Source organism: Nonomuraea sp. NPDC047897, from assembly GCF_043204415.1.
Taxonomy (GTDB): domain Bacteria; phylum Actinomycetota; class Actinomycetes; order Streptosporangiales; family Streptosporangiaceae; genus Nonomuraea.
In genome coordinates, this window is the sequence record NZ_JBIDCC010000009.1 from 26,999 (window position 1) to 49,928 (window position 22,930).

The 22,930-nt window shown below is 72.8% G+C and carries 23 protein-coding genes; 15 read left to right on the forward strand and 8 right to left on the reverse strand.

Annotated features, from left to right (window positions below; all coding sequences use genetic code 11):
* Window positions 1-56: 56 nt before the first annotated feature.
* From ACGF0J_RS20875 to ACGF0J_RS20885, 3 genes are read right to left on the reverse strand one after another with little or no spacing between them, the layout of a single operon-like run.
* Window positions 57-1,643: an AMP-binding protein gene (locus tag ACGF0J_RS20875; RefSeq protein ID WP_393148135.1), complete on the reverse strand. Its 1,587-nt coding sequence runs from the start codon at window positions 1,641-1,643 to the stop codon at window positions 57-59.
* A gap of 39 nt (window positions 1,644-1,682) precedes the next feature.
* Window positions 1,683-2,771 (reverse strand): hypothetical protein, encoded by a 1,089-nt coding sequence (locus ACGF0J_RS20880; RefSeq protein ID WP_393148137.1) that lies wholly within the window; start codon window positions 2,769-2,771, stop codon window positions 1,683-1,685.
* Window positions 2,768-3,835 carry an LLM class flavin-dependent oxidoreductase gene (locus ACGF0J_RS20885; RefSeq protein ID WP_393148139.1) on the reverse strand — a complete coding sequence of 356 codons (1,068 nt, stop codon included), beginning with the start codon at window positions 3,833-3,835 and terminating at the stop codon, window positions 2,768-2,770. Before ACGF0J_RS20885 ends, ACGF0J_RS20880 begins: the two co-directional genes overlap by 4 nt.
* Window positions 3,836-3,930: 95 nt before the next feature.
* Between ACGF0J_RS20885 and ACGF0J_RS20890 the strand changes: the two genes are divergently transcribed.
* Entirely contained in the window at window positions 3,931-4,404 is a 474-nt protein-coding gene (locus ACGF0J_RS20890) for a hypothetical protein (RefSeq protein ID WP_393148141.1), read from the forward strand.
* A gap of 6 nt (window positions 4,405-4,410) precedes the next feature.
* Here ACGF0J_RS20890 and ACGF0J_RS20895 read toward each other — a convergent pair whose 3' ends face one another.
* Entirely contained in the window at window positions 4,411-5,499 is a 1,089-nt protein-coding gene (locus ACGF0J_RS20895) for an acyl-CoA dehydrogenase family protein (protein WP_393148143.1), read from the reverse strand.
* Between the two features lie 130 nt (window positions 5,500-5,629).
* On the opposite strand from ACGF0J_RS20895, the gene ACGF0J_RS20900 reads away from it, so the two are divergent.
* From ACGF0J_RS20900 to ACGF0J_RS20910, 3 genes are all read left to right on the forward strand, one after another.
* Window positions 5,630-6,301: a hypothetical protein gene (locus ACGF0J_RS20900; RefSeq protein WP_393148145.1), complete on the forward strand. Its 672-nt coding sequence runs from the start codon at window positions 5,630-5,632 to the stop codon at window positions 6,299-6,301.
* Between the two features lie 203 nt (window positions 6,302-6,504).
* Window positions 6,505-8,247, forward strand: a complete 1,743-nt coding sequence (locus ACGF0J_RS20905; protein WP_393148147.1) for a proline--tRNA ligase — start codon at window positions 6,505-6,507, stop codon at window positions 8,245-8,247.
* A gap of 192 nt (window positions 8,248-8,439) precedes the next feature.
* Complete coding sequence (locus tag ACGF0J_RS20910; RefSeq protein WP_393148149.1) at window positions 8,440-9,231, forward strand: class I SAM-dependent methyltransferase; 792 nt, start codon at window positions 8,440-8,442, stop codon at window positions 9,229-9,231.
* A 165-nt stretch (window positions 9,232-9,396) separates the two neighbouring features.
* On the opposite strand, the gene ACGF0J_RS20915 is transcribed toward ACGF0J_RS20910, so the two are convergent.
* Window positions 9,397-9,855: a ferritin-like domain-containing protein gene (locus ACGF0J_RS20915; protein ID WP_393148151.1), complete on the reverse strand. Its 459-nt coding sequence runs from the start codon at window positions 9,853-9,855 to the stop codon at window positions 9,397-9,399.
* Window positions 9,852-10,280: a hypothetical protein gene (locus ACGF0J_RS20920; RefSeq protein ID WP_393148153.1), complete on the reverse strand. Its 429-nt coding sequence runs from the start codon at window positions 10,278-10,280 to the stop codon at window positions 9,852-9,854. Before ACGF0J_RS20920 ends, ACGF0J_RS20915 begins: the two co-directional genes overlap by 4 nt.
* A 1,043-nt stretch (window positions 10,281-11,323) precedes the next feature.
* On the opposite strand from ACGF0J_RS20920, the gene rimP reads away from it, so the two are divergent.
* The 8 genes from rimP to truB all read left to right on the forward strand — a co-directional run bounded on the left by rimP (window position 11,324) and on the right by truB (window position 19,256).
* Window positions 11,324-11,827 carry a ribosome maturation factor RimP gene (gene rimP, locus ACGF0J_RS20925; RefSeq protein WP_393148154.1) on the forward strand — a complete coding sequence of 168 codons (504 nt, stop codon included), beginning with the start codon at window positions 11,324-11,326 and terminating at the stop codon, window positions 11,825-11,827.
* 11 nt (window positions 11,828-11,838) lie between these two features.
* Window positions 11,839-12,843 carry a transcription termination factor NusA gene (gene nusA / locus ACGF0J_RS20930; RefSeq protein WP_393148156.1) on the forward strand — a complete coding sequence of 335 codons (1,005 nt, stop codon included), beginning with the start codon at window positions 11,839-11,841 and terminating at the stop codon, window positions 12,841-12,843.
* The gene (locus ACGF0J_RS20935) at window positions 12,827-13,141 is read left to right on the forward strand and encodes a YlxR family protein (protein WP_393148158.1); all 315 of its coding nucleotides are present in this window, start codon (window positions 12,827-12,829) and stop codon (window positions 13,139-13,141) included. Before nusA ends, ACGF0J_RS20935 begins: the two co-directional genes overlap by 17 nt.
* A 112-nt stretch (window positions 13,142-13,253) precedes the next feature.
* The gene (gene infB / locus ACGF0J_RS20940; protein ID WP_393148160.1) at window positions 13,254-16,364 is read left to right on the forward strand and encodes a translation initiation factor IF-2; all 3,111 of its coding nucleotides are present in this window, start codon (window positions 13,254-13,256) and stop codon (window positions 16,362-16,364) included.
* Window positions 16,365-16,484: 120 nt separating this feature from the next.
* On the forward strand, window positions 16,485-16,781 hold the full coding sequence (locus ACGF0J_RS20945; RefSeq protein ID WP_101788804.1) for a DUF503 domain-containing protein: 297 nt from the start codon (window positions 16,485-16,487) through the stop codon (window positions 16,779-16,781).
* 41 nt (window positions 16,782-16,822) lie between these two features.
* Window positions 16,823-17,272: a 30S ribosome-binding factor RbfA gene (gene rbfA / locus ACGF0J_RS20950; protein WP_393148162.1), complete on the forward strand. Its 450-nt coding sequence runs from the start codon at window positions 16,823-16,825 to the stop codon at window positions 17,270-17,272.
* Window positions 17,269-18,390: a bifunctional oligoribonuclease/PAP phosphatase NrnA gene (locus tag ACGF0J_RS20955; protein ID WP_393148164.1), complete on the forward strand. Its 1,122-nt coding sequence runs from the start codon at window positions 17,269-17,271 to the stop codon at window positions 18,388-18,390. Before rbfA ends, ACGF0J_RS20955 begins: the two co-directional genes overlap by 4 nt.
* Window positions 18,387-19,256 (forward strand): tRNA pseudouridine(55) synthase TruB, encoded by an 870-nt coding sequence (gene truB / locus ACGF0J_RS20960; RefSeq protein WP_393148166.1) that lies wholly within the window; start codon window positions 18,387-18,389, stop codon window positions 19,254-19,256. Before ACGF0J_RS20955 ends, truB begins: the two co-directional genes overlap by 4 nt.
* Window positions 19,257-19,259: 3 nt before the next feature.
* Here the strand turns inward: truB and ACGF0J_RS20965 are convergent, their stop codons facing one another.
* A complete protein-coding gene (locus ACGF0J_RS20965; protein ID WP_393148168.1) occupies window positions 19,260-20,276 on the reverse strand; it encodes a TRM11 family SAM-dependent methyltransferase in 1,017 nt (338 codons plus the stop codon).
* Between the two features lie 80 nt (window positions 20,277-20,356).
* On the opposite strand from ACGF0J_RS20965, the gene ACGF0J_RS20970 reads away from it, so the two are divergent.
* Window positions 20,357-21,316, forward strand: coding sequence for a bifunctional riboflavin kinase/FAD synthetase (locus ACGF0J_RS20970; protein ID WP_393148829.1), 960 nt, complete (start codon window positions 20,357-20,359; stop codon window positions 21,314-21,316).
* Between the two features lie 77 nt (window positions 21,317-21,393).
* Here the strand turns inward: ACGF0J_RS20970 and ACGF0J_RS20975 are convergent, their stop codons facing one another.
* On the reverse strand, window positions 21,394-21,978 hold the full coding sequence (locus ACGF0J_RS20975) for a TetR/AcrR family transcriptional regulator (protein WP_393148169.1): 585 nt from the start codon (window positions 21,976-21,978) through the stop codon (window positions 21,394-21,396).
* Between the two features lie 84 nt (window positions 21,979-22,062).
* On the opposite strand from ACGF0J_RS20975, the gene ACGF0J_RS20980 reads away from it, so the two are divergent.
* On the forward strand, window positions 22,063-22,470 hold the full coding sequence (locus ACGF0J_RS20980; protein WP_393148171.1) for a VOC family protein: 408 nt from the start codon (window positions 22,063-22,065) through the stop codon (window positions 22,468-22,470).
* 171 nt (window positions 22,471-22,641) lie between these two features.
* Window positions 22,642-22,911 carry a 30S ribosomal protein S15 gene (gene rpsO / locus ACGF0J_RS20985; protein ID WP_393148173.1) on the forward strand — a complete coding sequence of 90 codons (270 nt, stop codon included), beginning with the start codon at window positions 22,642-22,644 and terminating at the stop codon, window positions 22,909-22,911.
* Window positions 22,912-22,930: the final 19 nt, after the last annotated feature.

Consider the following 22,930-nt stretch of genomic DNA (forward strand, 5'->3'; position numbering starts at 1 on the left):
TCGCCTCCCGGCCTCGCGATTGCCGCCTCGCCATGATTCTTCCCTCTCCGGCGGGCCTATGTCTCCTCCACGGCGGCGGCACGCAGGGCCAGTTTGTCGACCTTGCCGTTGGCGTTCACGGGCAGCGCGTCCACCACGACCACCCGCTTGGGCACCTTGAATCCGGACATGTTGTCCTTCGCCCAGGCCAGCAGCCCCGGAACGTCCACGCTCGCCCCCGCCCTGGGCACCACGTACGCCCGTCCGGCCTCACCCGAGACCGGGTCGGGCACGCCCAGCACGGCGACCTGCGCGAGCGAGCCCTCCCGCAGCAGCAGCGCCTCCACCTCGGCGGGGGAGACGCTGAAGCCGTTGACGATGTACAGGTCCTTCTTGCGGTCCACCACGGCGAGGTTGCCGGACCCGTCCAGGACGCCGACGTCGCCCGTGTGCAGCCAGCCGTCCGCGTCGACGACCTCGGCCGTCCTGCCTGGATCGCCCCAGTAGCCGCGCATCACGCCGTAGCCGCGCTGGAGGATCTCGCCGCGTTCCCCGGGTGGCACCTCCTTGCCGTCGTCGTCCACGATCCGCACCTCGATGCCCGGCACGGGCCTGCCGGCCGTGGTCGCCACCACATCGACGGGGTCCCCCGCCCTGGTCATGGCCACCACGGTGCCCTCCATCAGGCCGTACGCGTTGATCACCCGTTCCAGGCCGACCCGCTCGACCAGCCTGGTGATCAGCGCCGGCGGCACGGCGGCGGCGCCGCAGATGGCCACGCGCAGCGACGTCACCTCCGGCGCGCCCCGGTCGAGCTCCTCCAGCAGCCGGTGGAACAGCGTCGGCGGCCCGGCCAGCACGCTCGCGCCGCCGGAGCCGACCAGCGTCATCAGAGCGTCGGGTGAGAAGGCGCGGACGGGCAGCATCGTGGCCCGCCGCAGCACGCAGGCGACGAGCCCGGCGTTCAGCCCGAACCCGTGGCTGAACGGCGCGATCACCGGATAGCGGTCGCCCTCGCCGAGGGTGACGATCTCGGCCCAGTCCCAGTAGCCGCGCAGCACCTGGGCGTGGTCGAGCATGACGCCCTTCGGCGTGCCGGTGGTGCCGGAGGTGGACATGATCTCGCACAGGTCGTCCGGCCGTACGGCGAGCGCCCGCTCCCACACGGCGCCGGCCGGCGCCTGCCCGCCGCCGGCCGCCCGCAGCCGCGCGGCGGGCAGGCGCGGGCCGGCGCCGGCCGTCCCGTCGGGGACGACCACGTGGCGCAGGTCCGGCAGCGGCGGCAGCAGGTCGGCCAGGACGACACCCGGCGGCCCGTCCCCGGTGATCAGCACCTCGACGCCGGTCCGGCCGAGCACGCCGGCGGCCTCCAGGCCCTTGCACCGGGACGACAGCGGCACCACGATCCCGCCGGCGAGCCAGACCCCGAAGGCGTGGACCACCCACGACGGGTCGTTCACGCCCCAGATCGCCACCCGGTCACCGGGCGCGACGCCCAGCGCGAGCAGCCCGGCCGCCTCCCGCGTGGCGGCCCCCAGCAGGTCGCGCAGCGTGGTGCGGGCGCCCCCGTCGTCGATCACGACCGCGTCGGGATGCCGCGCGGCCTGCTCGCGCAGCATGCGGGGGAGCGTCCCCCAGTCCGGCACCGGTTCCACGGATCTCACGCCTCCTCCGTAGGGGGCCAGTGTGCGGGTGCCCGCCCGTCAGGTGACGAGCGCCCGGTCCCGGCCGAGGTGGTGGCCGCGCAGGTCGTCCAGCACTCCGGCAGCGGGCGTCTCCGCCGGCTCCGGGGCGATCTCCAGGCCGATCGTGATCGGGGTCAGCGCACGGAGCGCCTGCTGGATGCGGGAGCGCCACATGGGGTTGGAGACGAGGCTGTCCCGGTTGAAGGTGACCGTGAGCACGGCCGAGTCGAGCGTCCCCTGCCGGGCGACCGTCAGCTCCCAGCGGGACACACCGTCGATCTTGGCGAGCGTCCTGCCGATCCGGGGCAGCGACAGCCACACGCCGCGCACCAGCACGTGCTCGCCGACCGTGTGGGCGGGCGCCGGCACGGCGTCCCCGCCTCCTCCGGTGCGCGCCACCTGCCCGGTGCGCAGCACCGCGTCGCCGAGGGTCGCATGCCCGTACGGCGTGATCACCAGCTCGGCCGGGCCGGCCGCCGCGGCCGGCGCGTCCTTGTCCAGGGCCGCCAGTCCCAGCAGGCCGTCCGCGAGCGGCGTGAGCGGGTCGTCCTGGGAGGCGCGCCAGGCGAGGGCGGCGCCGCTGAACGGGCTGGCGTACACCTCGTGCACGGCCGCCTCGAACTCGCCCGCAAGCTGGGCGAGGGTCCGCTGCGAGGCGATCTCGCCGGTCAGCACGATGTGGCGCAGCCCCAGATCCAGCGGATCGAGCAGGAACTCCAGGTGCAGCCGGGCCAGGAGGTCCATCGCCCCGGTCGGCGTCGCGACGAGCGTCGTGGCCTTCAGCGTGGTCAGCGCGTGGTGCAGGCGCAGCCGGCCGCGCGGCCCGACCGACGCGGCGGCCGCGGCGACGCCGGCGGCGGCCGAGGCCCACAGGGCGCCGGCGGGCTCGGCCAGCGCGACCACGACCCGGTCGCGTCCGTCCACGCCCGCCGCGCGCAACGCGGCCGCGGTCAGCTCCTCGGCGGCGGCCCGGTCGGCCGGGGCGAGCGGGAAGACGCCGGAGGCGTCGGCGGAGACCGCCAGCAGTCCCGTCGCAGAGCCAGCGGCGGCGCCCAGGTCGTCCCGGGTGAGCCAGCGCGCGCCCCATCTCCGGGCGGGGCCGCTCACGCCGTGACCTCGGCCATGAACAGCTCCATCGACGCGCACACCCGCTCGTGCGCCAGCCCGCCCACCTGACACTGCAGGATCAGGTCCGTCGCGCCCGCGTCCGCGATGCGGGCCAGCGCCTTGCGCGAGCCCGCGACGTCGTCCACCACGACCATGAGGTGCTCGCGGAGCGTGGCCATCGCCTCCTCCGGCGGCATGCCGGCGGCGAGCTGGCCGAGGACGCGGTGGGTGGCGTGGCGGGCGTCGTAGTAGTCGGGCGGGGTGACCAGGTTGACCTGGCGGCGGATGTACCACAGGACGGCGTCGGCGGCCGTCTCGGTGGCCGTCTCCCTGGTGGGCGCGACGAACCACGGGATCATCAGCGCCACCCGCCGGCTCGCCGGGTCGTGGCCCGCCTCGGCCAGCGCCTCTCGGTAGCGGGCGATGTCGGAGGCCACGTCGTCGATGCCCTTGAGCATCGTCATGCCGAGCAGGTTGTAGCCGTGCCGTGCCGCCGCCAGGTAGCCCTCCAGCGAGGTGGACGCCACCCAGACGGGCGGATGCGGCCGCTGCGCCGGACGTGGGTAGACGGCCACGTCGGGGATCTCGAAGAACTCGGTGGAGCGGCTGACGGGCTCGCCGTCGGCCCGCCAGATGGCCAGCGTCGCCTCCAGGGAGTCCTCCCAGATCTGCCGCGACTTCTCGAACGGCCGCTGGAACGCCTGGTACTCCAGCGGCGAGGCGCCCCGTCCGGTGCCGAACTCCACCCGCCCGCCGCTGATCACGTCGAGCGTGGCGACCCGCTCGGCCGTGCGGATCGGCGACTGGAACGGCAGCAGCACCACGCCGAGCCCCAGGTGGATGCGTTCGGTCCGCTGGGAGGCGGCGGCCAGCACGAGGTCGGGGGCCGAGGAGTGGGAGAAGCCCCGGGTGAAGTGGTGCTCCACGAACCACGCGGTGTCGAAGCCCAGCCGGTCACCCAGCACGACCTGGTCGAGCACGTTCCGGAAGGCCTGCTGCTCCACCTCCCGGGTGCGCCCGCGTACCTCCAGTTCGTATCCCAGGCTGATCCGTAGGGACGTCATCGCGCCTCCGGCGAAAGTAGTAAACCAAGCGCTCGCTTGGTGAAGCGTAACAGCCGTCACCACTTGCGTGAAGGGGGCCGTCGAGATCAAAGTGGATGCTCGTGAGGCGAAAGCACGTGCTACGGCCGTCCCGGGACGGCGCGGTCCCGCAAGCCCCCGACGACGATCTCTCGGCCGCCGCCGCCCGCCGCTACGAGGCCCTGGGCCGGGTGATGGCCGTGCTGTCCGGTGAGGTGGACTTCATCGAGTCGTGCCGCGACCTCACCTGGTGGCGCGGCTACGACAGCTGGCACCTCGAATGGCGCGACGGTCCCTACGCCTCCGAGGTGGCGGCCCTGCTCCAGGAGCACCTCGAAGGACCCGGGCTCGTCACCGCGGCGGCGCCGGGCAACGACTCCTGCGCCGTGCTGGAAGTGCTGGGCGTACGCGTCGAGCTGCGCGCCATCGACCCGATGGGCAGGGCCCGCGTACGGCAGCGGCCGGGCTCCTTCTGGCGGCTGACCGAGGCGCTCGACACCACCCGCCGCACCAACACCCGCCACCCGTGGGAGACCCTGCTCGGCGGCTGAGCCCGGTCACAGGACGCGCGCCTCCAGCCGTGCGCGATGCGACCGCGGCGGCCCGAAGAGCTGGGCGTCGGAGGTCGCCCGCTTGAAGTAGCGGTGCGCGGGGTGCTCCCACGTCACGCCGATCCCGCCGTGGATCTGGATGTTCTCGCCCGCCGCCGCGAGGTACGCCTCGGAGCAGTAGGACCCCGCGACGGCGGCGTACGTGCCCAGCTCGTCCCCGCGGCCCTCCTGCTCGCCTGTCGCTCCCGTCCCGCCCGTCGCTCTGTCCGTCGCGCTGTCCGTCGCGTCGGTCGGGCCGCTCGGCCCGTTCGTCGCGTTCGTCGCGTTGCCCGTCCCGTTCGTCGCGCTGCCCGCCTCGGCGGCCGCGAGTGCCGCCGACCGGGCCGACTCCACGAGCAGCAACAGGTCGGCCAGCTTGTGCTTGATCGCCTGGAAGGACCCGATCGGCCGGCCGAACTGGTGGCGTCCCCTGGCGTGCGCGGTCGCCATCTCCAGGCAGCGCGCCGCGCCGCCCACCTGCTCGGCCGCGAGGGCCGCGATCCCGAGGTCGCGCACCCGCTCCCACGCCGCGCCGCTGCCCGCCCGCCGCACCGGCACCCGGTCGAAGCACAGTCCGGTCAGCGGCCGGCTGTCGTCCATCGTCCGGTACGGCACCCGCCGCGTGGGCACGGCCTCGACCAGCAGCCCGCCCGCGTACGCGAGCACCAGCTCGCCCTCCAGCGCGTACGGCGCCGAACCCGTGAGCAGGCCCTCCTCCAGGCGCAGCGCCCCGTCGCCCGGCAGCAGCACGGTGGCCGTCACCTGCCCGGAGGCGAGGGCGGGCAGCAGCCGCGCCATGGCCGCCTCGTCGCCGCCGGACCGGACCGCCGCCACGGCGAGGACGGCCGTCTGCAGGAACGGGTACGGCGACAGCGCCCGACCGAGCTCCTCGGCGACCGCGGCCACCTCGCGCGCCCCGCACCCGGCGCCGCCGTACTCCTCGGGCACGGCCAGCCCCGCGACGCCCAGCTCCGCGGCGAAGGCCGCCCACGGCGCGCCGGGACGGGCGGACAGGAAGGAGCGGACCACGGCGCGTGCCTCGTCGGTGACCGTCACGCCCGAAGCCTACCAAGCGATTGCTTGATAGGCGGGACATGGTCGGGACTTGTCCATTTTGTACCGTCACATAGGGCGGAAGTGGTCATTGCTCTGCGTAACTGGGGGGAGGGAATGGCCTGGGATGGAAATGGACAAGACAGCGCTCGACTACGCGGACTTCGCCGAGTACGACCGGCGCCAGCGGTCCATCGAACGGCACGTGCTCGCGGCGTTCATCGGCGGACTGGTCGTCGGGCTCGGCGGCATGCTCCTGTCCGGATGGGGCCCCGCCTGGCTCGACCGCGTCTACGACCCCTACGCCTACTTCGCGCTCGCCCTCGCCGTGGGGGTGACCGCCTCGGGGTTCGGATGGGCGTTGCTGGGCACGTTCCTCGCCGCCGTCACCACGCTGGTGGCCGCCATGGGTGCGAGCGCGCTGCGCGGCCGGCTCACCTTCGACGTCATGGACGGCGGCGCGGCCGGGCTCAACTGGATGCTCGCCATGCTCGTCGGCCTGGGCCTGCTCGCGTACGTCACCCGCAGGAAGGACCATTGGGGCGACATCGCGGCGGGCGTCGTGGGCGGCGTGCTGCTCGCCGACATCGTCGACCGGTCCACGCCCGGCTTCATCGAGACGGAGGAGGCGTTCTGGCCCGGTCCCGCCCTCACGATCGGCTGCCTGTCCGTCGGCCTCGTGATCGCCCTGCGCAGGTCCACCAGGGCCCGGTTGCACGCGCTGGCGGTGACCGCCCTGCTCGCCATCCTGTTCGCGGTCGTCCTCGCGGCGTCGCTGGGACTCTCGTTCCCCGTCATCGGCTGACGGCTCCGCCCCCCAGGAGGTCACCGGGCGCGCGTTCTGAGGAGGTGACCGGGCGCACGTCCCCAGGAGGTTGCCGGGTTTCGTCCACAGGAAGCCGCCCGCCCGGCCCCTTCGTCCACAGGAGGCCGATAACCCAGCGCGGCCCGCCCGCCCGACTCGATAGCCTGTAACCCTCCACACCAAGGCCCGAGCAAGGAGTAGCCGTGTTGCTGCGCATGTCGTCGTTGTTTCTTCGCACCCTGCGGGACGACCCGGCAGACGCGGAAGTGCCGAGCCACAAGCTCCTCGTCCGCGCCGGCTACGTCCGACGGGTCGCCCCCGGCATCTACTCGTGGCTGCCCCTCGGCAAGATGGTCCTCGACAACGTCACGCGGATCGTCCGCGAGGAGATGGACCGCATGGGCGGCCAGGAGGTCCTCTTCCCGGCCCTGCTGCCCCGCGACTACTACGAGGCGACCGGCCGCTGGACCGAATACGGCGACACCCTGTTCCGCCTGAAGGACCGCAAGGGCGCCGACTACCTCCTCGGGCCCACCCATGAGGAGCTCTTCGCCGACATGGTCAAGGGCGAATACAGCTCTTACAAGGACTATCCGGTCACCCTTTACCAGATCCAGACCAAATACCGTGACGAGGCCAGGCCCCGGGCCGGCATCCTGCGCGGGCGCGAGTTCCTCATGAAGGACTCCTACTCCTTCGACCTCGACGACGACGGTCTCAAGCGGTCCTACGAGCAGCACCGCGAGACCTACATCCGGACCTTCGACCGCCTCGGCATCGACTACAGGATCGTGTTCGCCACGTCGGGCGCGATGGGCGGCTCGGCCTCGGAGGAGTTCCTGGCGCCGACCCCCACGGGCGAGGACACGTTCGTCGCCTGCCACTCGTGCGGCTACGCCGCCAACGCCGAGGCCGTCACCACCACGCCGCCGCCCGTGCGAGACGTGGCGGACCAGGAGGCGATGCGCGTCCTCGACACCCCTGACACGCCGACGATCGACACGCTGGTGTCCTACGTCAACGAGCACCACGGCCTGTCCGTCACCGCCGCCGACACCCTGAAGAACGTCGTCGTCAAGGTCACCACCCCCGGCTCCGACAAGGTCGAGACGCTCGTCATCGGCGTGCCCGGCGACCGCGAGGTCGACTTCAAGCGACTGGAGGCCTCCCTGGCCCCCGGCGAGCCCGCCATCTTCGAGGCCGACGACTTCGCCAGGCACCCCGGCCTGGTGCGCGGCTACATCGGCCCGCAGGTGCTGGGCGACCTCGGCATCCGCTACCTCGTCGATCCCCGCGTCGTCACGGGCAGCTCCTGGGTCACCGGCGCCAACGAGCCCGGCAAGCACGCCGCCCACGTCGTGGCCGGCCGCGACTTCGTCCCCGACGGCACCGTCGAGGCCGCCGAGGTGCGCGCAGGTGACGCCTGCCCCCGCTGCGCCGCGCCGCTGTCGATCGACCGCGGCATCGAGATCGGCCACATCTTCCAGCTCGGCCGCAAATACGCCGACGCCGCCGGCCTCGACGCGCTCGGCCCCGACGGCAAGCCCGTCCGCATCACCATGGGCTCCTACGGCATCGGCGTCTCCCGCGCCGTCGCCGTCATCGTCGAGCAGCTGCACGACCAGCTCGGCCTGGTGTGGCCGCGCGAGGTCGCGCCCGCCGACGTGCACATCGTCGGTACCGGCAAGGAAAACCAGATCGAGGCCGCCCTGGAGCTCGGCGCCGAGTTGGAGTCCCGCGGGCTGCGCGTCCTCGTGGACGACCGGGCCGGTGTCTCGCCCGGGGTCAAGTTCAAGGACGCCGAGCTGCTCGGCCTGCCGACCATCGTGGTGGTGGGCCGCGGCCTGTCCCAAGGGGTGGTCGAGCTGCGCGACCGGGTCACCGGCGAGAAGTCGGAGATCCCGCTCGCCGAGGCCGCCGACCGGGTCATGGCCGCGATCGGCTGAGCCGCGCACCGGAGGGCCGCGCCCTGGAGGGCCGCGCACCGGAGGGCCGCGCCCTGGAGGGCCGCGCCCTGGAGGGCCGCGCACCGGAGGGCCGCGCCCTGGAGGGCCGCGCACCGGAGGGCCGCGCCTGCCCGCACCGCCCTCCGGACAAGCTTGTTGACGTCGAGTCAGCCGACTGCCAGGGTCGGTGCGATGAAGGAGCACACGCAACTCAGGGAGTTCTGGGAGAACCGCCTGCAGTCCGACTGGACCGAGAGCGGCGTCGGCTACAAGCAGCTTGGCCGCGCGTTCAACATCTGGATGTACCGGGTGCGCGCCGAGGGCTTCCGCCGCGAGGTCGCCACCCTCGGCCTCGACCTGCGCGACGCCCGCGTCCTCGACGTCGGCTCAGGCACCGGCTTCTACGTCCGCCGCTGGCAGGAGCTCGGCGCCAAGTCGATCACCGGGTGCGACCTCACCGACGCGGCCGTGCACCGTCTGCGCGGCCGCTTCCCCAGCGCCCGCTTCCTCCGGCTCGACATCGCCGACCCGGGCGGAGCCCTCGACCCCGCCTCCTTCGACGTGGTCTCCGTCATGGACATGCTCTTCCACATCACCGACGACACCCGCTACCGGGCGGCCCTGCGCGCCATCGGCGAGGCGGTCCGGCCGGGTGGCGTCTTCGTGCTGTCGGAAAACTTCCTGCACCGGCCCGAGCAGCGCGGCGACCACCAGGTCAACCACACCCTTCCGTGGATCACCGCCGCCCTCGACGAGGCCGGCTTCGACGTGGTGCGCCGCGTCCCCATGCTCGTCCTCATGAACGCCCAGGTCGACGCCCACCCGCTCTGGCGCAAACTCTGGGGCGGCCTCCTGCGCGCCGTCACCCTCACCGAGATCACCGGCTGGCTCGCCGGAGCCCTCCTCTACCCGCTCGAACGCCGCCTGGTCCGCATCCTCCGCGAAAGCCCCACCACGGAGCTCATGATCTGCCGCCGCCGCTGACCCACCCGCGTTCCCCCGACCGTCTTGCGCTCGGGTCGTCGTGAGGGACACGGTGACCGCCCGCGGCGGGCGTCCCCGGCCTTCTCGGGCTGCTCACCGCCCCCCGGAGCGAAGGCGGCCCCGTCCCCGACGGTCGCTGGTGGCCGGTCACCCGACCTGCTGACGTCAGTCGTTCATCACGGTCGAGGACGGCGACGGGGGCGCGGGAGCGGGCATGCCGGGGAAGGCCGCGTCCAGCGACGGCTGGAAGGAGTAGGAGCGCGTCACCGACTCCTGCAGCGCCAGCGCCGCGTACCTGCGCAGCGCCGCGTCGTCGCACGCCACCAGTTCGAGGTAGGTGGCGGCGACGCCCTCCTCCACGTGCACCGCGACGCGGACGGCCTCGGCGGCCGTGGTGGGCACGACAGGGACGGCGTAGGAGGGCTCAGCCTCGGCGGGCCTGCCGCCGCGCGCGGTGATGAACGAGCGCAACCGGTCGCGGTGTGCCCGGTGAGCGTCGAACGCCCTGGCCATCCGGGTACGCAGTGCTCCCGTGGTGCGCGCACCGATCAGTCCGTACGCGAAGACGGCCGCGTGCTCCCCGGCCAGAGCCCTGGCCAGCCGCTCGACGTCGCCCGCGCTCACAGCGACCTCGGCAGGGCCATGGCGTGGGCGGCCTCGCAGGCGCCGATGCTGGCGACCAGTTGAGCGAAGGCCGGCGGGATGCCGGCCAGTTGCCGGGTACGCAGGGCGGCCGACCGGCGCTCCAGATCGCGCAGCCGCGACAGCGTCACGACGGGGGCCGCGCCGGCCTGCGGCGCGCTCGGCGTCGGCGCGGGGGAGCCCGAGGCGGGAGGAGGTGCCGCCGGTGAGGGGGGCACGCCGGGGAAGCGCCTGCGCAGCTCGTTCAGGTGCGCCTGATGGCGGTCGCGGAACGGGGTGAGCCTGGCCCCGCCCTTGGCGATCAGCGCCGAGTAGAGGCCGATCGCGCGCTCCTTGTCGGCCATGAGCTGCCGGGCGAGGACGCGCTCCGGAGGCTCCGGCGTGGCCGACGGCTTGGGCTCGTCCACGGAACCGCTGCATCCCGTGAGGGCCGTCAAGGCCCCCGGGACCACCACGACGGCGCCGCCCGCCAGCACGGCTCGCCGGGAGAGGGATGGGCGCACGGAACGGACCTCCAGGACTGTCGGCCGGCATCACCCCGGACCGCGGCCGGGCGACTCCCGGACCGCCGCCCGGGGCCACAGCCCTCGGGACTGCGGACCGGGTCGTACGAGCGACCCTAGGGCTGCCGCCTTCGGGTCTGTGACCGCTGCGCGACTCCCGAGGACGGTGCCCCGAAGCCGCGCCGGGACACGCCTCAAGGACCATGTCGCCTGGGCGCGCCCAAAGGTCACCTCCCCGGACAGTACCCAAGGATCACGTCCCAGGTCGCGCCAGGGGATGGCGGTCCCGGTCAAGGACTGCGCCCCTGGGCAATCATGCCCCAGGGCCGCACCTGAGGATCGCCGTCCCGAGGGTTGTGCCGCAAAGATCGCCGCCCCGAGGGGCGTAACTCAAGATCGCCGTCCCGGAGGCCGCCTGCCGCGGACCGCACGCCGGGGCGCACTCTCCGGAAGACACTTCCCCGGGGACATGTCTCCAAGGAGCACGCCCCCATGGAGTTCATGGCGTCGCCCCGCGGCCGTGAACCGGGGTGGCCGTGACCCCCGACTGGCCGTGACCCGGGGTGGCCGTGACCCGGGGTGGCCGTGACCCCCGACTGGCCGTGACCTGGGGTGGCCGACCTGGGGTGGCCGCAATCCCGGGGACGTAACCCCTGGGCCGCCACCTCGAGAACCGCCCCCCCGGCCTTCGGCGCGGGCGGCTTCGCGGGCCGTTCCCGCGCCGGATGCGAGCACCCCTCGACAGCATGGACGCGCGAAGCATCGTACGGGCTGACACCCGCTGCGGGGTGAGGCGAGGCTCGCCGCCGGTCCGGGCCGACTGGCGCTCTTTCCGCGCCCTCCTACAGATAGGGTGTCAACTGTCGCCGCTGGCTGAGCGGCCGGACGGCGGCGGGAGCCACGGGCGAGGTCCGCCCGGCTGAGACATGACAATAGGGGAGGTCGATATGGGCAGCGCATCACCCCGCGACCACCTGATGAAGCTCCTGGAGCCCGTGGTCAGCGCGGAGGGCCTCGACTTGGAGGACGTCACGGTCACCCAGGCCGGCCGGCGGCGGCTGCTGCGGGTGGTCGTCGACCGTGACGGAGGGGTGAGCCTCGACGACGTCGCCGACGTGAGCCAGGCCGTCTCGACGGCCCTCGACGAGCACGACGCGATGGGTCCGTCGGCCTACACCCTCGAGGTGTCCTCGCCGGGCGTCGACCGCCCCTTGACGGAGCCGCGGCACTGGCGGCGCGCCGCCAGGCGGCTAGTCAAGGCGGAGCTGGCCGACGGCAGCGTGGTGGAGGGCCGCGTGCGCTCCGCCGACGACGACGGCGTCGAGCTCGACGTCGACGGCACCAGCCGCCGACTCGACTATCAGGACCTGGCCCGCGGACGGGTGCAGGTGGAGTTCCGCCGGATCGACGACGACGCGGACGGCGCGGACGTCGACGGCGACGAGGGCTAAGGGGGAGCCTCGTGGACATCGACATGAGCGTCCTGCGCAGCCTGGAGCGGGAGAAGGACATCTCCTTCGACCTGGTGGTCAAGGCGATCGAGGACGCGCTGCTGATCGCGTACTTCCGCACCGACGGCGCGGCGCCCAAGGCGCGGGCCGAGCTCGACCGGTCGAGCGGGCACGTGACGATCTTGGCGGCAGAGCTCGACGAGGACGGCGAGATCGTCCGGGAGTACGACGACACGCCTGGCAATTTCAGCAGGATCGCCGCGACCACGGCCAAGCAGGTCATCCTGCAGCAGCTGCGCGACGCCGAGGACGAGATCAACTTCGGCGAGTTCGCCAGCCGTGAGGGCGAGCTGGTCTCCGGCGTGATCCAGCAGGGCAAGGACCCGCGTGTGGTGCTGGTCGACCTCGGCAAGATCGAGGCCGTGCTGCCGCACAACGAGCAGGTGCCCGGCGAGGACTACGTGCACGGTGAGCGCATCCGCGCGTACGTCGTGCAGGTGAAGAAGGGGCACAAGGGTCCGTCCGTCACGCTGTCGCGCACCCATCCGGGCCTGGTGAAGAAGCTCTTCGCGCTGGAGGTCCCGGAGATCGCCGACGGCACGGTGGAGATCGCGGCGGTGGCGCGGGAGGCCGGTCACCGCACGAAGATCGCCGTCAGGTCGCGCAAGCAGGGTGTCAACGCCAAGGGCGCCTGCATCGGCCCGATGGGGGCGCGGGTGCGCAACGTGATGGCGGAGCTGCACGGCGAGAAGATCGACATCATCGACTGGTCCGAGGATCCCGGCGAGTTCGTCGGGAATGCCCTTTCGCCCGCCCGCGTTTCACACGTCGAGGTTCTCGATCTCGACGGGCGTGTGGCGAGGGTGACCGTGCCTGACTACCAGCTTTCGCTGGCCATCGGCAAGGAAGGGCAGAACGCGAGGCTCGCGGCCCGGCTCACCGGATGGCGGATTGACATCCGTCCTGACACTCAGGCCGAAGATGCCGCCGGTTCCGTAGATGCGTCAACGCGGTAAGCTGGAATATGGTGGCCGAGCGACCCCGCAGCGCACCTGTGTGGGCTGCAGGGTTCGTGCGGCTGGGTCCGAGCTGCTCCGCCTGGTGCTGGTCGAGGATCATGTGGTCCCCGACCTGCGAAGACGGCTTGCCGGGCGTGGTGCATCGCTGCACCCGTCCGTGAGGTGTCTGGAGCTTGCCGAGCGTCGCCGAGCGTTTCCGCGCGCGTTCCGCGTGCCGGGTCCGCTTGACGTCTCGCGCGTGCGGGCGCACCTGGAAGAGGAGAATCACGACATGTCATGTAGGACGCCGAGTTGATGGGCGGAGTCAGATTGCTATGAGCGCCTGATGAGCACGCGGCGATGAAGACGTCAAGGTAACGACGGTCCGGACGGCACAGCCAGCCTCCCGGGCCGAGTAAGGGAGTGCAGTGGCGAAGGTCCGGGTATACGAGCTCGCTAAGGAGTTCGGCGTAGAGAGCAAGGTCGTCATGGCCAAGCTCCAAGAAATGGGGGAGTTCGTCCGTTCGGCGTCCTCCACCATCGAGGCGCCGGTGGTCCGCAGGCTCACCGAAGCTCTGGGCGCATCCAAGGGTGGGCCCTCCAGGGGCGGCGGTTCGTCGTCCAAGCCGCAGCCGTCGAAGGCTGCTCCCCGGCCGGGTGACAGCCAGGCCGGCAATGGCGCTCAGGCGCCGACCTCCTCGGTCCCGCGTCCGGGTCCGGGTCCGAAGCCCGGTCCGCGTCCGGGCCCCGCCGGCGGCACGCCCCGCCCGCCGGTGCCCATGCCGCAGCAGCAGCCGGAGGCGCCGCGCGGCGAGACGTCCGCGGCTCCGCAGGCGCGCTTCGACAGCGGCACGCGTCCGGCTCCGGGTCCCCGTCCGGGCCCCGCGGCCCGTCCGGGTCCCAAGCCCGGCCCCGCCGCCCGTCCGGGCGCTCCCGGCGGCCAGCGTGACGGCGGTCAGCGCGAGGGCGGCCAGCGTGACGGTGGCCCCCGCGAGGGCGGCCAGCGTGACGGCGGCGCTCCGCGTCCCGGCGCCCCGGCTGGCGGCGCGCCCCGTCCCGGGCCCAAGCCGGGCCCGCGCGGCCCGCGTCCGGGCAACAACCCGTTCTCGTCCAACGCCAGCGGCATGGGCCAGTCCCGGCCGCCGCGTCCGGGCGGTCAGCGCGACGGCGGTGGCCCCGGTCAGCGCGAGCGTCGTGACGGCCCGCCGCGCGACGGCGCGATCCCGCGCCCGCCGCAGGGCCGTGGCGGCGACCGTCCGGCTCCGGGTCCGCGTCCGGGTCCGCCCGGCGCAGCCGGCCCGCGTCCCGGCCCCGGCGCTGGTGGCCCGCGTCCCGGTGGCCCGCGTCCCAACCCGATGATGATGCCGCAGGGCCGTCCCGCGGGTCCTGGCGGCGGCGCCGGTCGTCCCGGCGGTGGCGGTGGCGGCGCGGGCCGTCCCGGTGGCGGCGGTGGCCGTCCGGGTGGCGGTGGCGGTCGTCCCGGCGGTGGCGGTGGCGGGTTCGCCGGCCGTCCCGGTGGCGGCGGTGGCCGTCCCGGCACGACCACCGGCGGTCCCGGTGGCGGCGGCTTCGGCGGCCGTCCCGGTGGCGGCGGCCGTGGTCGCGGTGGCGGCACCGCGGGTGCGTTCGGTCGTCCCGGCGGCCGTCCGGCGCGTGGCCGCAAGTCCAAGCGCCAGAGGCGCCAGGAGTTCGACAACATGTCGGCGCCGGCGATCGGCGGCGTGCAGGTCGCCCGCGGCAACGGCGCGACGATCCGCCTGCCGCGCGGCGCGTCGCTGTCCGACTTCGCCGACCGGATCGGCGCCAACCCCGCCGCGCTGGTGCAGATCATGCTGCACCTGGGCGAGATGGTGACGGCGACGCAGTCGGTCAACGAGGAGACGCTGCAGCTTCTCGGCGCAGAGCTGGACTACAACATCCAGGTCGTCAGCCCGGAGGAGGAGGACCGCGAGCTTCTCGAGGCCTTCGACATCGAGTTCGGCGAGGACGAGGGCGACGAGGCCGACCTGGCCGCGCGTCCGCCGGTCGTGACCGTCATGGGTCACGTCGACCACGGTAAGACGAAGCTGCTCGACGCCATCCGCAAGACCAACGTGGTGGCGCGCGAGGCGGGTGGCATCACCCAGCACATCGGCGCCTACCAGGTCTCCGCCGAGCACGAGGGCGAGGACCGCAGGATCACCTTCATCGACACCCCGGGTCACGAGGCGTTCACCGCCATGCGTGCCCGAGGCGCGAAGTCCACGGACATCGCGGTGCTGGTGGTCGCGGCCGACGACGGCGTCAAGCCGCAGACGATCGAGGCGCTCAACCACGCCCAGGCGGCCGACGTGCCGATCGTGGTCGCGGTCAACAAGGTCGACAAGGAGGGCGCCGACCCCAGCAAGGTCAGGGCCCAGCTCACCGAGTACGGCCTGGTGGCCGAGGAGTACGGTGGCTCGACGCTGTTCGTCGACATCTCGGCGAAGAACGGCACGGGCATCGAGAACCTCCTCGAGGCGATCCTGCTCACCGCGGACGCCGAGCTCGACCTGCGGGCCAACCCGACGATGGACGCGCAGGGCATCGCCATCGAGGCGCACCTCGACAAGGGCCGTGGCCCCGTGGCCACCGTCCTGGTCCAGCGCGGCACGCTCCGGGTCGGCGACTCCATCGTCTGTGGCGAGGCCTTCGGCCGCGTCCGGGCGCTGCTCGACGACAACGGCGAGGCGGTCGACGAGGCCACCCCGTCGCGTCCGGTCCTGGTGATGGGCCTGACGGCCGTGCCGAGCGCCGGTGACAACTTCATCGTCGTCACCGACGACCGCATGGCCCGGCAGATCGCCCAGCAGCGCGCCGCGCGCAAGCGCAGCGCCGACATGGCGAAGTCGAGCCGCCGGCGCACCCTTGAAGAGCTGTTCAGCGACCTTGAGAAGGGCCGCGTCGACGAGCTCAAGCTCATCATCAAGGGTGACGTGTCCGGTTCGGTGGAGGCTCTGGAAGACGCCCTGCTCAAGATCGACGTCGGCGACGAGGTCAGCCTTCGGGTGCTGCACCGCGCCGTCGGTGCGATCACCGAGTACGACGTCAACCTGGCCGTCGCCGACGACAACGCGGTCATCATCGGCTTCAACGTCCGCCCCGAGCCTCGGGCGCGCGACCTGGCCGAGCGCGAGGGCGTCGACATCCGCTACTACTCGGTCATCTACCAGGCGATCGAGGAGATCGAGGCGGCGCTCAAGGGCATGCTCAAGCCCGAGTTCGAAGAGGTCCAGATGGGCACGGCGGAGGTCCGCGAGGTCTTCAAGGTGCCGAAGATCGGGAATGTCTCCGGTTCGCTGGTCCGCTCGGGTGTGATCGTCCGCAACAGCAAGGCCAGGATCATCCGCGACGGCGTCGTCGTGGCGGACAACCTGACCGTGTCGTCGCTGCGCCGCTTCAAGGATGACGCGACCGAGGTCCGCGAGGGCTTCGAGTGCGGCATCGGGGTCGGCTACAACGACATCAGGATCGACGACGTCATCGAGACGTTCGAGATGCGGGAGAAGCCGCGCGCATAGCACGCGGCCGGGCGCCCGGCGGACCATCCGCCGGGCGCCTCTCGCACGCCCGGGCCTGGTCCCCACCGCAGCAGGACCGGCGTGCGCTCGACTCACCAGCACAAGCGGTGGTTACCAACGATGTATGTGGGTGCTCTGACCCTGGACATCCTGCTCGGCGACGTGCACTCGCTGAAGCAGAAACGCTCCGTCGTGCGGCCCCTGGTCGCCGAGCTGCACCGGCGCTTTCCCGGCGTCGCCGTGGCCGAGACCGGCCATCTCGACCTGCACCGCAGGGCGGAGGTCGGCATCGCGGTGGTCTCCGCCTCAGCGGGCAACTGCAAAGAGGTCATGGACGCCTGCGAACGGATGGTGGCCTTCCGCCCCGAGATCGAGTTGCTGTCGGCCAGGCAGCGGCTCTACAACGACGAAGACTGAACGACTGCACGACGGCCCGTCGTGTGTGAGGGGGAGCGAACATGGTGGACGCAGCACGAGCGCGTAAGCTCGCCGACCGCATCCAGCAGATCGTCGCCGAGATGCTGGAGCGCCGGATCAAGGACCCGCGTTTGGGCTTCGTCACCGTGACCGACACGCGCATCACGGCTGACCTGCGTGAGGCCACGGTGTTCTACACGGTGTTCGGCTCCGACGCCGAGCGGGCCGACAGCGCCGCCGCCCTGGAGAGCGCCAAGGGCATCATCCGCTCGGAGGTGGGCAGGCAGACCGGTGTGCGCTTCACCCCGACGCTGACCTTCAGGCACGACCCGCTGCCCGACAGTGCCCGCCAGCTCGACGACCTGATCAACGTCGCCAGGGCGCGAGACGCCGAGGTGGCCCGCAAGGCCGCGGGCGCCTCCTACGCCGGCGAGGCCGACCCGTACAAGAAGCCGGACGAGGACGAGCAGGCGGGATCCGAGGCACCGTGACGCCCGACGTACGCCGCCGCGTCGAACGGCAGGCCCGCGCCGCCCGCACGCCGGGCGGGACGGCGCGGGGCACCATGGGCCCGTCGAGCGGTGCCGGCGGCGCGGCGGGTGACACGATGGACGGCATGGCGGAGCCGGGAGCCGGCCGCATCCCCGAGTCGACCTGGACGCGCGCCCTGGACCTCCTCTCCGGGGCCGACGAGGTCGCCATGGCCTGCCACGTGTCGCCCGACGGAGACGCGCTCGGCTCCATGCTGGCGACCGGGTTCGCGCTGCGCTCCCTCGGCAAGCGGGTGGTCGCCTCGTTCGGCGACCGCCACTTCGCCGTGCCGCGGTTGCTGCGCTTCCTGCCGGGCCAGGACATGCTCACCCCGCCGGGCGACTTCCCGGCGGCCCCCGAGCTGATGATCACCTTCGACTCGGCGTCGGCCGACCGGCTCGGCCTGCTCCGCGCGAACGTCGACGCGGCCCGCGAGGTCATCGTCGTCGACCACCACCCCTCCAGCTCCGGCTTCGGCACGCTCGGCCTGGTCGACCCCAGGGCGTCGGCCACGGCCATGCTCGCCGAGCAGCTCATCTACCGGCTCGGCGGCACGCTGGACCGTGACATCGCCACCTGCCTGTACGCGGGGCTGGTGACCGACACCGGCTCGTTCCGGCACTCCTCGACCACGCCGGCCGCCCACCAGATGGCCGCGCGGCTGGTCGCCACCGGCCTGCGCACCGACGAGATCGCGCGCGAGCTGTGGGACCGCTCGCCGTTCGGCTACCTCAAGGTGCTGGCGGCCGCGTTCGACCGGGTGGTGCTCGACGGCGGGTTGGTGTGGACGTACGTGACGCGGGTGGACCGGGCCGCCTACGGGCTGCCGTACGCGGAGCTCGAAGGCATCATCGACATCGTCCGGCGCACCGACGAGGCCGAGGTGGCGGCGGTGCTGAAGGAGGACGACGAGGGCGCCTGGCAGGTGTCGACCCGGTCCAAGGGCGGGGTGGACGTGGGCGCGCTCTGCGCGGAGCTGGGCGGCGGCGGCCATCGCAGCGCGGCGGGGTTCACCTCGCACGACAGCGTCGAGGCGACCATGGCCCGGTTCCGTGAGCTGCTGGGGAAGGCGCGATGACCGAGAGCGGCCTGATCATCGTCGACAAGCCGGGCGAGTGGACGTCGCACGACGTGGTCGCGCGGATGCGCCGCCTGGCGGGCACCCGCCGCGTCGGCCACGCCGGCACCCTCGACCCGATGGCGACGGGCGTGCTGGTGATCGGCGTGGAGAAGGCCACCCGGCTGCTCGGCCACCTGGCCCTCACCGAGAAGGTCTACACCGCCACCATGCGGCTCGGCGTCACCACCAACACCGACGACGCCGAGGGCGAGGTCACCGCCACCGTCCCGGCGGCCGAGGTCGACCCGGCCGGGATCCACAAGGGCGTGGCGGCGCTCACGGGCGAGATCATGCAGGTGCCGCCGCAGGTCAGCGCGATCAAGGTGGACGGGAAGCGGGCCTACAAGCTCGCCCGCGCGGGCGAGGACGTGGAGCTCGCCGCCCGCCCGATCACCGTGCACGCCTTCGAGGTGCTCGACATCCGGCCGCACGACGACGTGGTCGACGTGGACGCGGTCATCACCTGTTCCAGCGGCACCTACATCAGGGCGCTGGCCCGTGACCTGGGCGCCGGGCTGGGCGTGGGCGGCCACCTGACGCGGCTGCGCCGCACCCGGGTCGGCCCCTACGACCTGAGCATGGCCCGCACGCTCGACGAACTGGCGGCCGACTGCGTCGTCCTGCCCATCGGCGAGGCCGTGGCGGCGGCGTTCCCGCGGCGCGACGTGACGGCCGAGGAGGCCCGCACGGTCCGGCACGGCGGGCCGCTGCCCGCGACGGGGCTGGGCGCGGGGCCGATCGGCGTGTTCGGCCCCGACGGTGAGCTGCTCGCGCTCATGGCGGAGCGGGGCCGCTCGGCCAAGGCGCTGGCCGTCTTCGTCTAGCGGCTACGGTTTGCGCGCCACCATGATGTCGCGCACGATCGCCTGGTCCACCCAGTGCTCGAAGTCGGGGTAGGCGACCACGTCCAGGCCGGCGGCGGTCAGGACGGCGGCCAGGTCGTCGCGGCTGCCGCCGTAGGTGTTCCACGCGATGCCGAGCGCGCCGCCCGGCCGCAGCAGCTCCGCCCAGACCGGCACGGCCTGCCCGAGCAGCTCCAACGGGCTGCGCGACAGCCCGCGCCCGCCCCGGCTGCCGTGCTGCACACCGTAGGGGGCGTCGGTGGCGATCACGTCGAACGAGCGGGGCCTGAACACCTCCCGGCTGCGCAGCGTGTCGGTGTTGACCACGCTGACGCGCTGCACGTCGCCCGCCTTGTAGGCCTCCTTCGACGGCGCGAAGGTCACGTCCAGCCGCCGCCCGACCAGGGACCGCTCCCGGCGCACCGGCACGGTCTCGGCCGTGTGCTTGAGCCGCTTGTTCTTCAGCCAGGTGCGCAGGAAGCCGGAGTAGGCCTCGAAGTCCTTGCCGTCCACGTCCACGCCGAAGGCGTCGTAGCCGTACATGAGGGCCTGGTTGAGGGTGGTGCCGCGCCCGCACATCGGGTCGAACACGGCGAGCCGGCCGTCGAGCGGGCGGGCGGAGGCGAGCACGGTGACGTTGAGCAGCAGCTTGGTGAAGTGCTCGTTGGTCTTGCCGGCGTACTTCTGGATCGTGATCAGGTCGCTGCTCAGCCGGTCGAGCGGCCGCATGGTCAGGGGACGCAGCAGCTCGCCCTCCACCCCGAACACCGCGTAGACCGACGACAGGTTGGACAGCAGCGCCACGTCGGCGGCCGACAGCGGCTCGGAGGTGGCGAACCCCACGTACGGCAGGCCGCCGATGACGGTCTCCTCGATGCCCGACACCTCGGCCTTCAGCGCCCGGTCGCCGAAGACGGCCAGCTCGGAGCGGGTCAGCCGGACGGAGCTCTCGCCGTAGACCCGGTTGAAGGCGGGCAGGATCAGCAGTGCGTATCGAGGCATGGTGTGACGATGCTATCCCGCTCCGGCCGGGCCCTCGGTTGGAGGGAACACCGGGTCGCATGGCAGGCTTGACGGGGTCGATGGCAGTCAGCGATCCACTACGAGCGAATGGGGCCGGCGTGCAGGGTTCGGAGAGGTCCGCGGTCACGATCGGGGTGTTCGACGGGGTGCATCTGGGCCATCGGCGGGTGGCCGAGCGCACCGTCGAGGCGGCCCGGGCGCGGGGGGCGCGCAGCGTGGCCGTCACGTTCGAGCCGCATCCGGCCGAGGTGCTGCGGCCCGGCTCGCACCCGGCCCGGCTCACCACGCCGAGGCGCCGCGCGGAGCTGCTGACCGGGCTGGGCGTGGACGAGGTGCGGGTGCTGGACTTCTCGCTGGAGCTGTCGCGGATGAGCCCCGGCGACTTCGCGCAGGCCGTGCTCGCCGACCGGCTGCGCGCGTCGGTGGTCGTGGTGGGGGAGGACTTCATGTTCGGCCACGGGGCGGCCGGTGACGTGGAGACGCTGCGCGCGCTCGGCGAAAAGTACGACTTCACGGTCGAGGCGGTGCCGCTGCTCGCCGGCGTGTCCAGCAGCGCGGTCCGGGAGCGGATCGTGGCGGGCGACGTCGAGGGCGCCGCCGCGGGCCTGGGGCGGCCGCACCGGGTGGAGGGTGTCGTGGTGCGCGGCTACCAGCGCGGCCGCCAGCTCGGGTTCCCGACCGCCAACGTGGAGACCCCGCCGCACACGGCGATCCCCGCAGACGGCGTGTACGCGGGCTGGCTGCAGTGCGTGCCGGTGGCCAACCTGCCCGTCGTCTACGCGGGCGAGCGGTGGCCGGCGGCCATCTCGGTCGGCACCAATCCGACGTTCGAGGGCGTGCCGCGCACGGTCGAGGCGTACGCGCTCGACCGGGACGACCTGGAGCTGTACGGCGTGCACGTCGCGGTCGACTTCGCGGCCCGGCTGCGTGGCAACACCCGGTTCGACTCGATCGAGGCGCTGATCGACCAGATCCACGCCGACGTGAGCGAGACCCGCCGCCTGACCGCGGCCCCGTAGAACCGCGGCCCCACAGACCGTGGCCGCGCAGACTGCGATCCCGTAAGCAGCGGCCCTGCAGACAGGGGCCCGTAGGGTCAGCGCGTCCGCAGCGAGTCCAGCAGGCGCGACAGCGTCGCGAGCGTGTCGGCCAGGTCGTCCGGCCCGGCCGACTGGGCGAGCCACAGCACGGCCTCGTTCATCGCGCCCGACAGCAGCCGGGCCAGCGGTGCCACCGGCTGGGCGGCGATCGTGCCGTCCGCGACGAGCGCGGCCAGCGCCTCGGCCAGGTGCCTGGCGGAGGTGGCCTCGTCGATGGCCCGCCACTCGTTCCAGCCCAGCACGGCGGGCCCGTCGATGAGCATGATGCGCTGCACCTCGGGGTCGGCGCCGGCCGTCACGAAGGCCGCGCACCCCGCCTTGAGCTGCTCCCATCGGTCGTCCGCCGCGTCGGCGGCGGCCGCCACCCGGGCCCCCACCTCCTCCTGCACCTGCGCGAGCACCGCGCGGAACAGGTCGGCCTTGCCCTCGAAGTGGTGGTAGAGCGCGCCCTTCGTCACGCCTGACGCGCGCACGATCTCGGCCAGGCCCACCGCCGCGTAGCCGTGGGCCGCGAACAGCCGCCTGCTCTCGGCGATCAGTGTCCGCCGGGTGCGCTCCCGCTGCTCGGCCCTCGTGGTCATCCCCGCACCCCCACATTGACATACCGACGGTACGTCAATACCGTACCTCGACATACCATCGGTATGTGAAATGAAGGAGAGGATATGGAACTCAGCAGCTTCTATCCGGTCATCTGCACCACGAGGCTCCCCGAGTCGCGCGACTTCTACGTCCGGCTGATGGGGTTCGAGGTGACGTTCGAGGCCGACTGGTACGTGAGCCTGCGCCGCGGACCGTACGAGCTGGCCCTGCTCGACCACGCCCACCCCACGCTGCCCGCGGCCTATCGCAGGCCCGTCGCCGGCCTGCTGCTCAACTTCGAGGTCGCCGACGTCGACGCCGAGTGGCAGCGGCTCGTCGCCGGCGAAGGGCTGAAGCCCGAGCTGGAGCTGCGCAGCGAGAACTTCGGCCAGCGGCACTTCATCGTGGCCGACCCGGACGGCGTGCTGATCGACGTCATCACGCCCATCGCCCCGTCGGAGGAGTACGCCGCCCAGTACGTCGCCCCGTGAGGCGGGATCACGCGGAGTAACGCGAGCAGGTGGCGCACGGTGGTACGCTGACATGTCGGCTCGGTGACGGCGCCGCCGCGCGCTGCCCTGAGGGCCTTCGCTGCGGCGACTGTAGGCACGCACGGTCGTTCGCTTTCTCACAGCCGCGTGCCCGTAGAGAGAAGGAGAGCCGTGTCCCTCGACACCGCTGCCAAGAAGTCCATCATCGCCGAATATGCGACGACCGACGGCGACACCGGGTCGCCCGAGGTGCAGATCGCGCTGCTGAGCAAGCGCATCAGCGAGCTGACCGAGCACCTGAAGACGCACAAGCACGACCACCACAGCCGTCGTGGCCTGCTGCTGCTCGTCGGGCGCCGGCGCCGCCTGCTGAAGTACCTGCAGAAGGTCGACATCGAGCGCTACCGTGCGCTCATCGAGCGACTCGGCCTGCGCCGATAGCATGAAAGGGAGCGGCGCT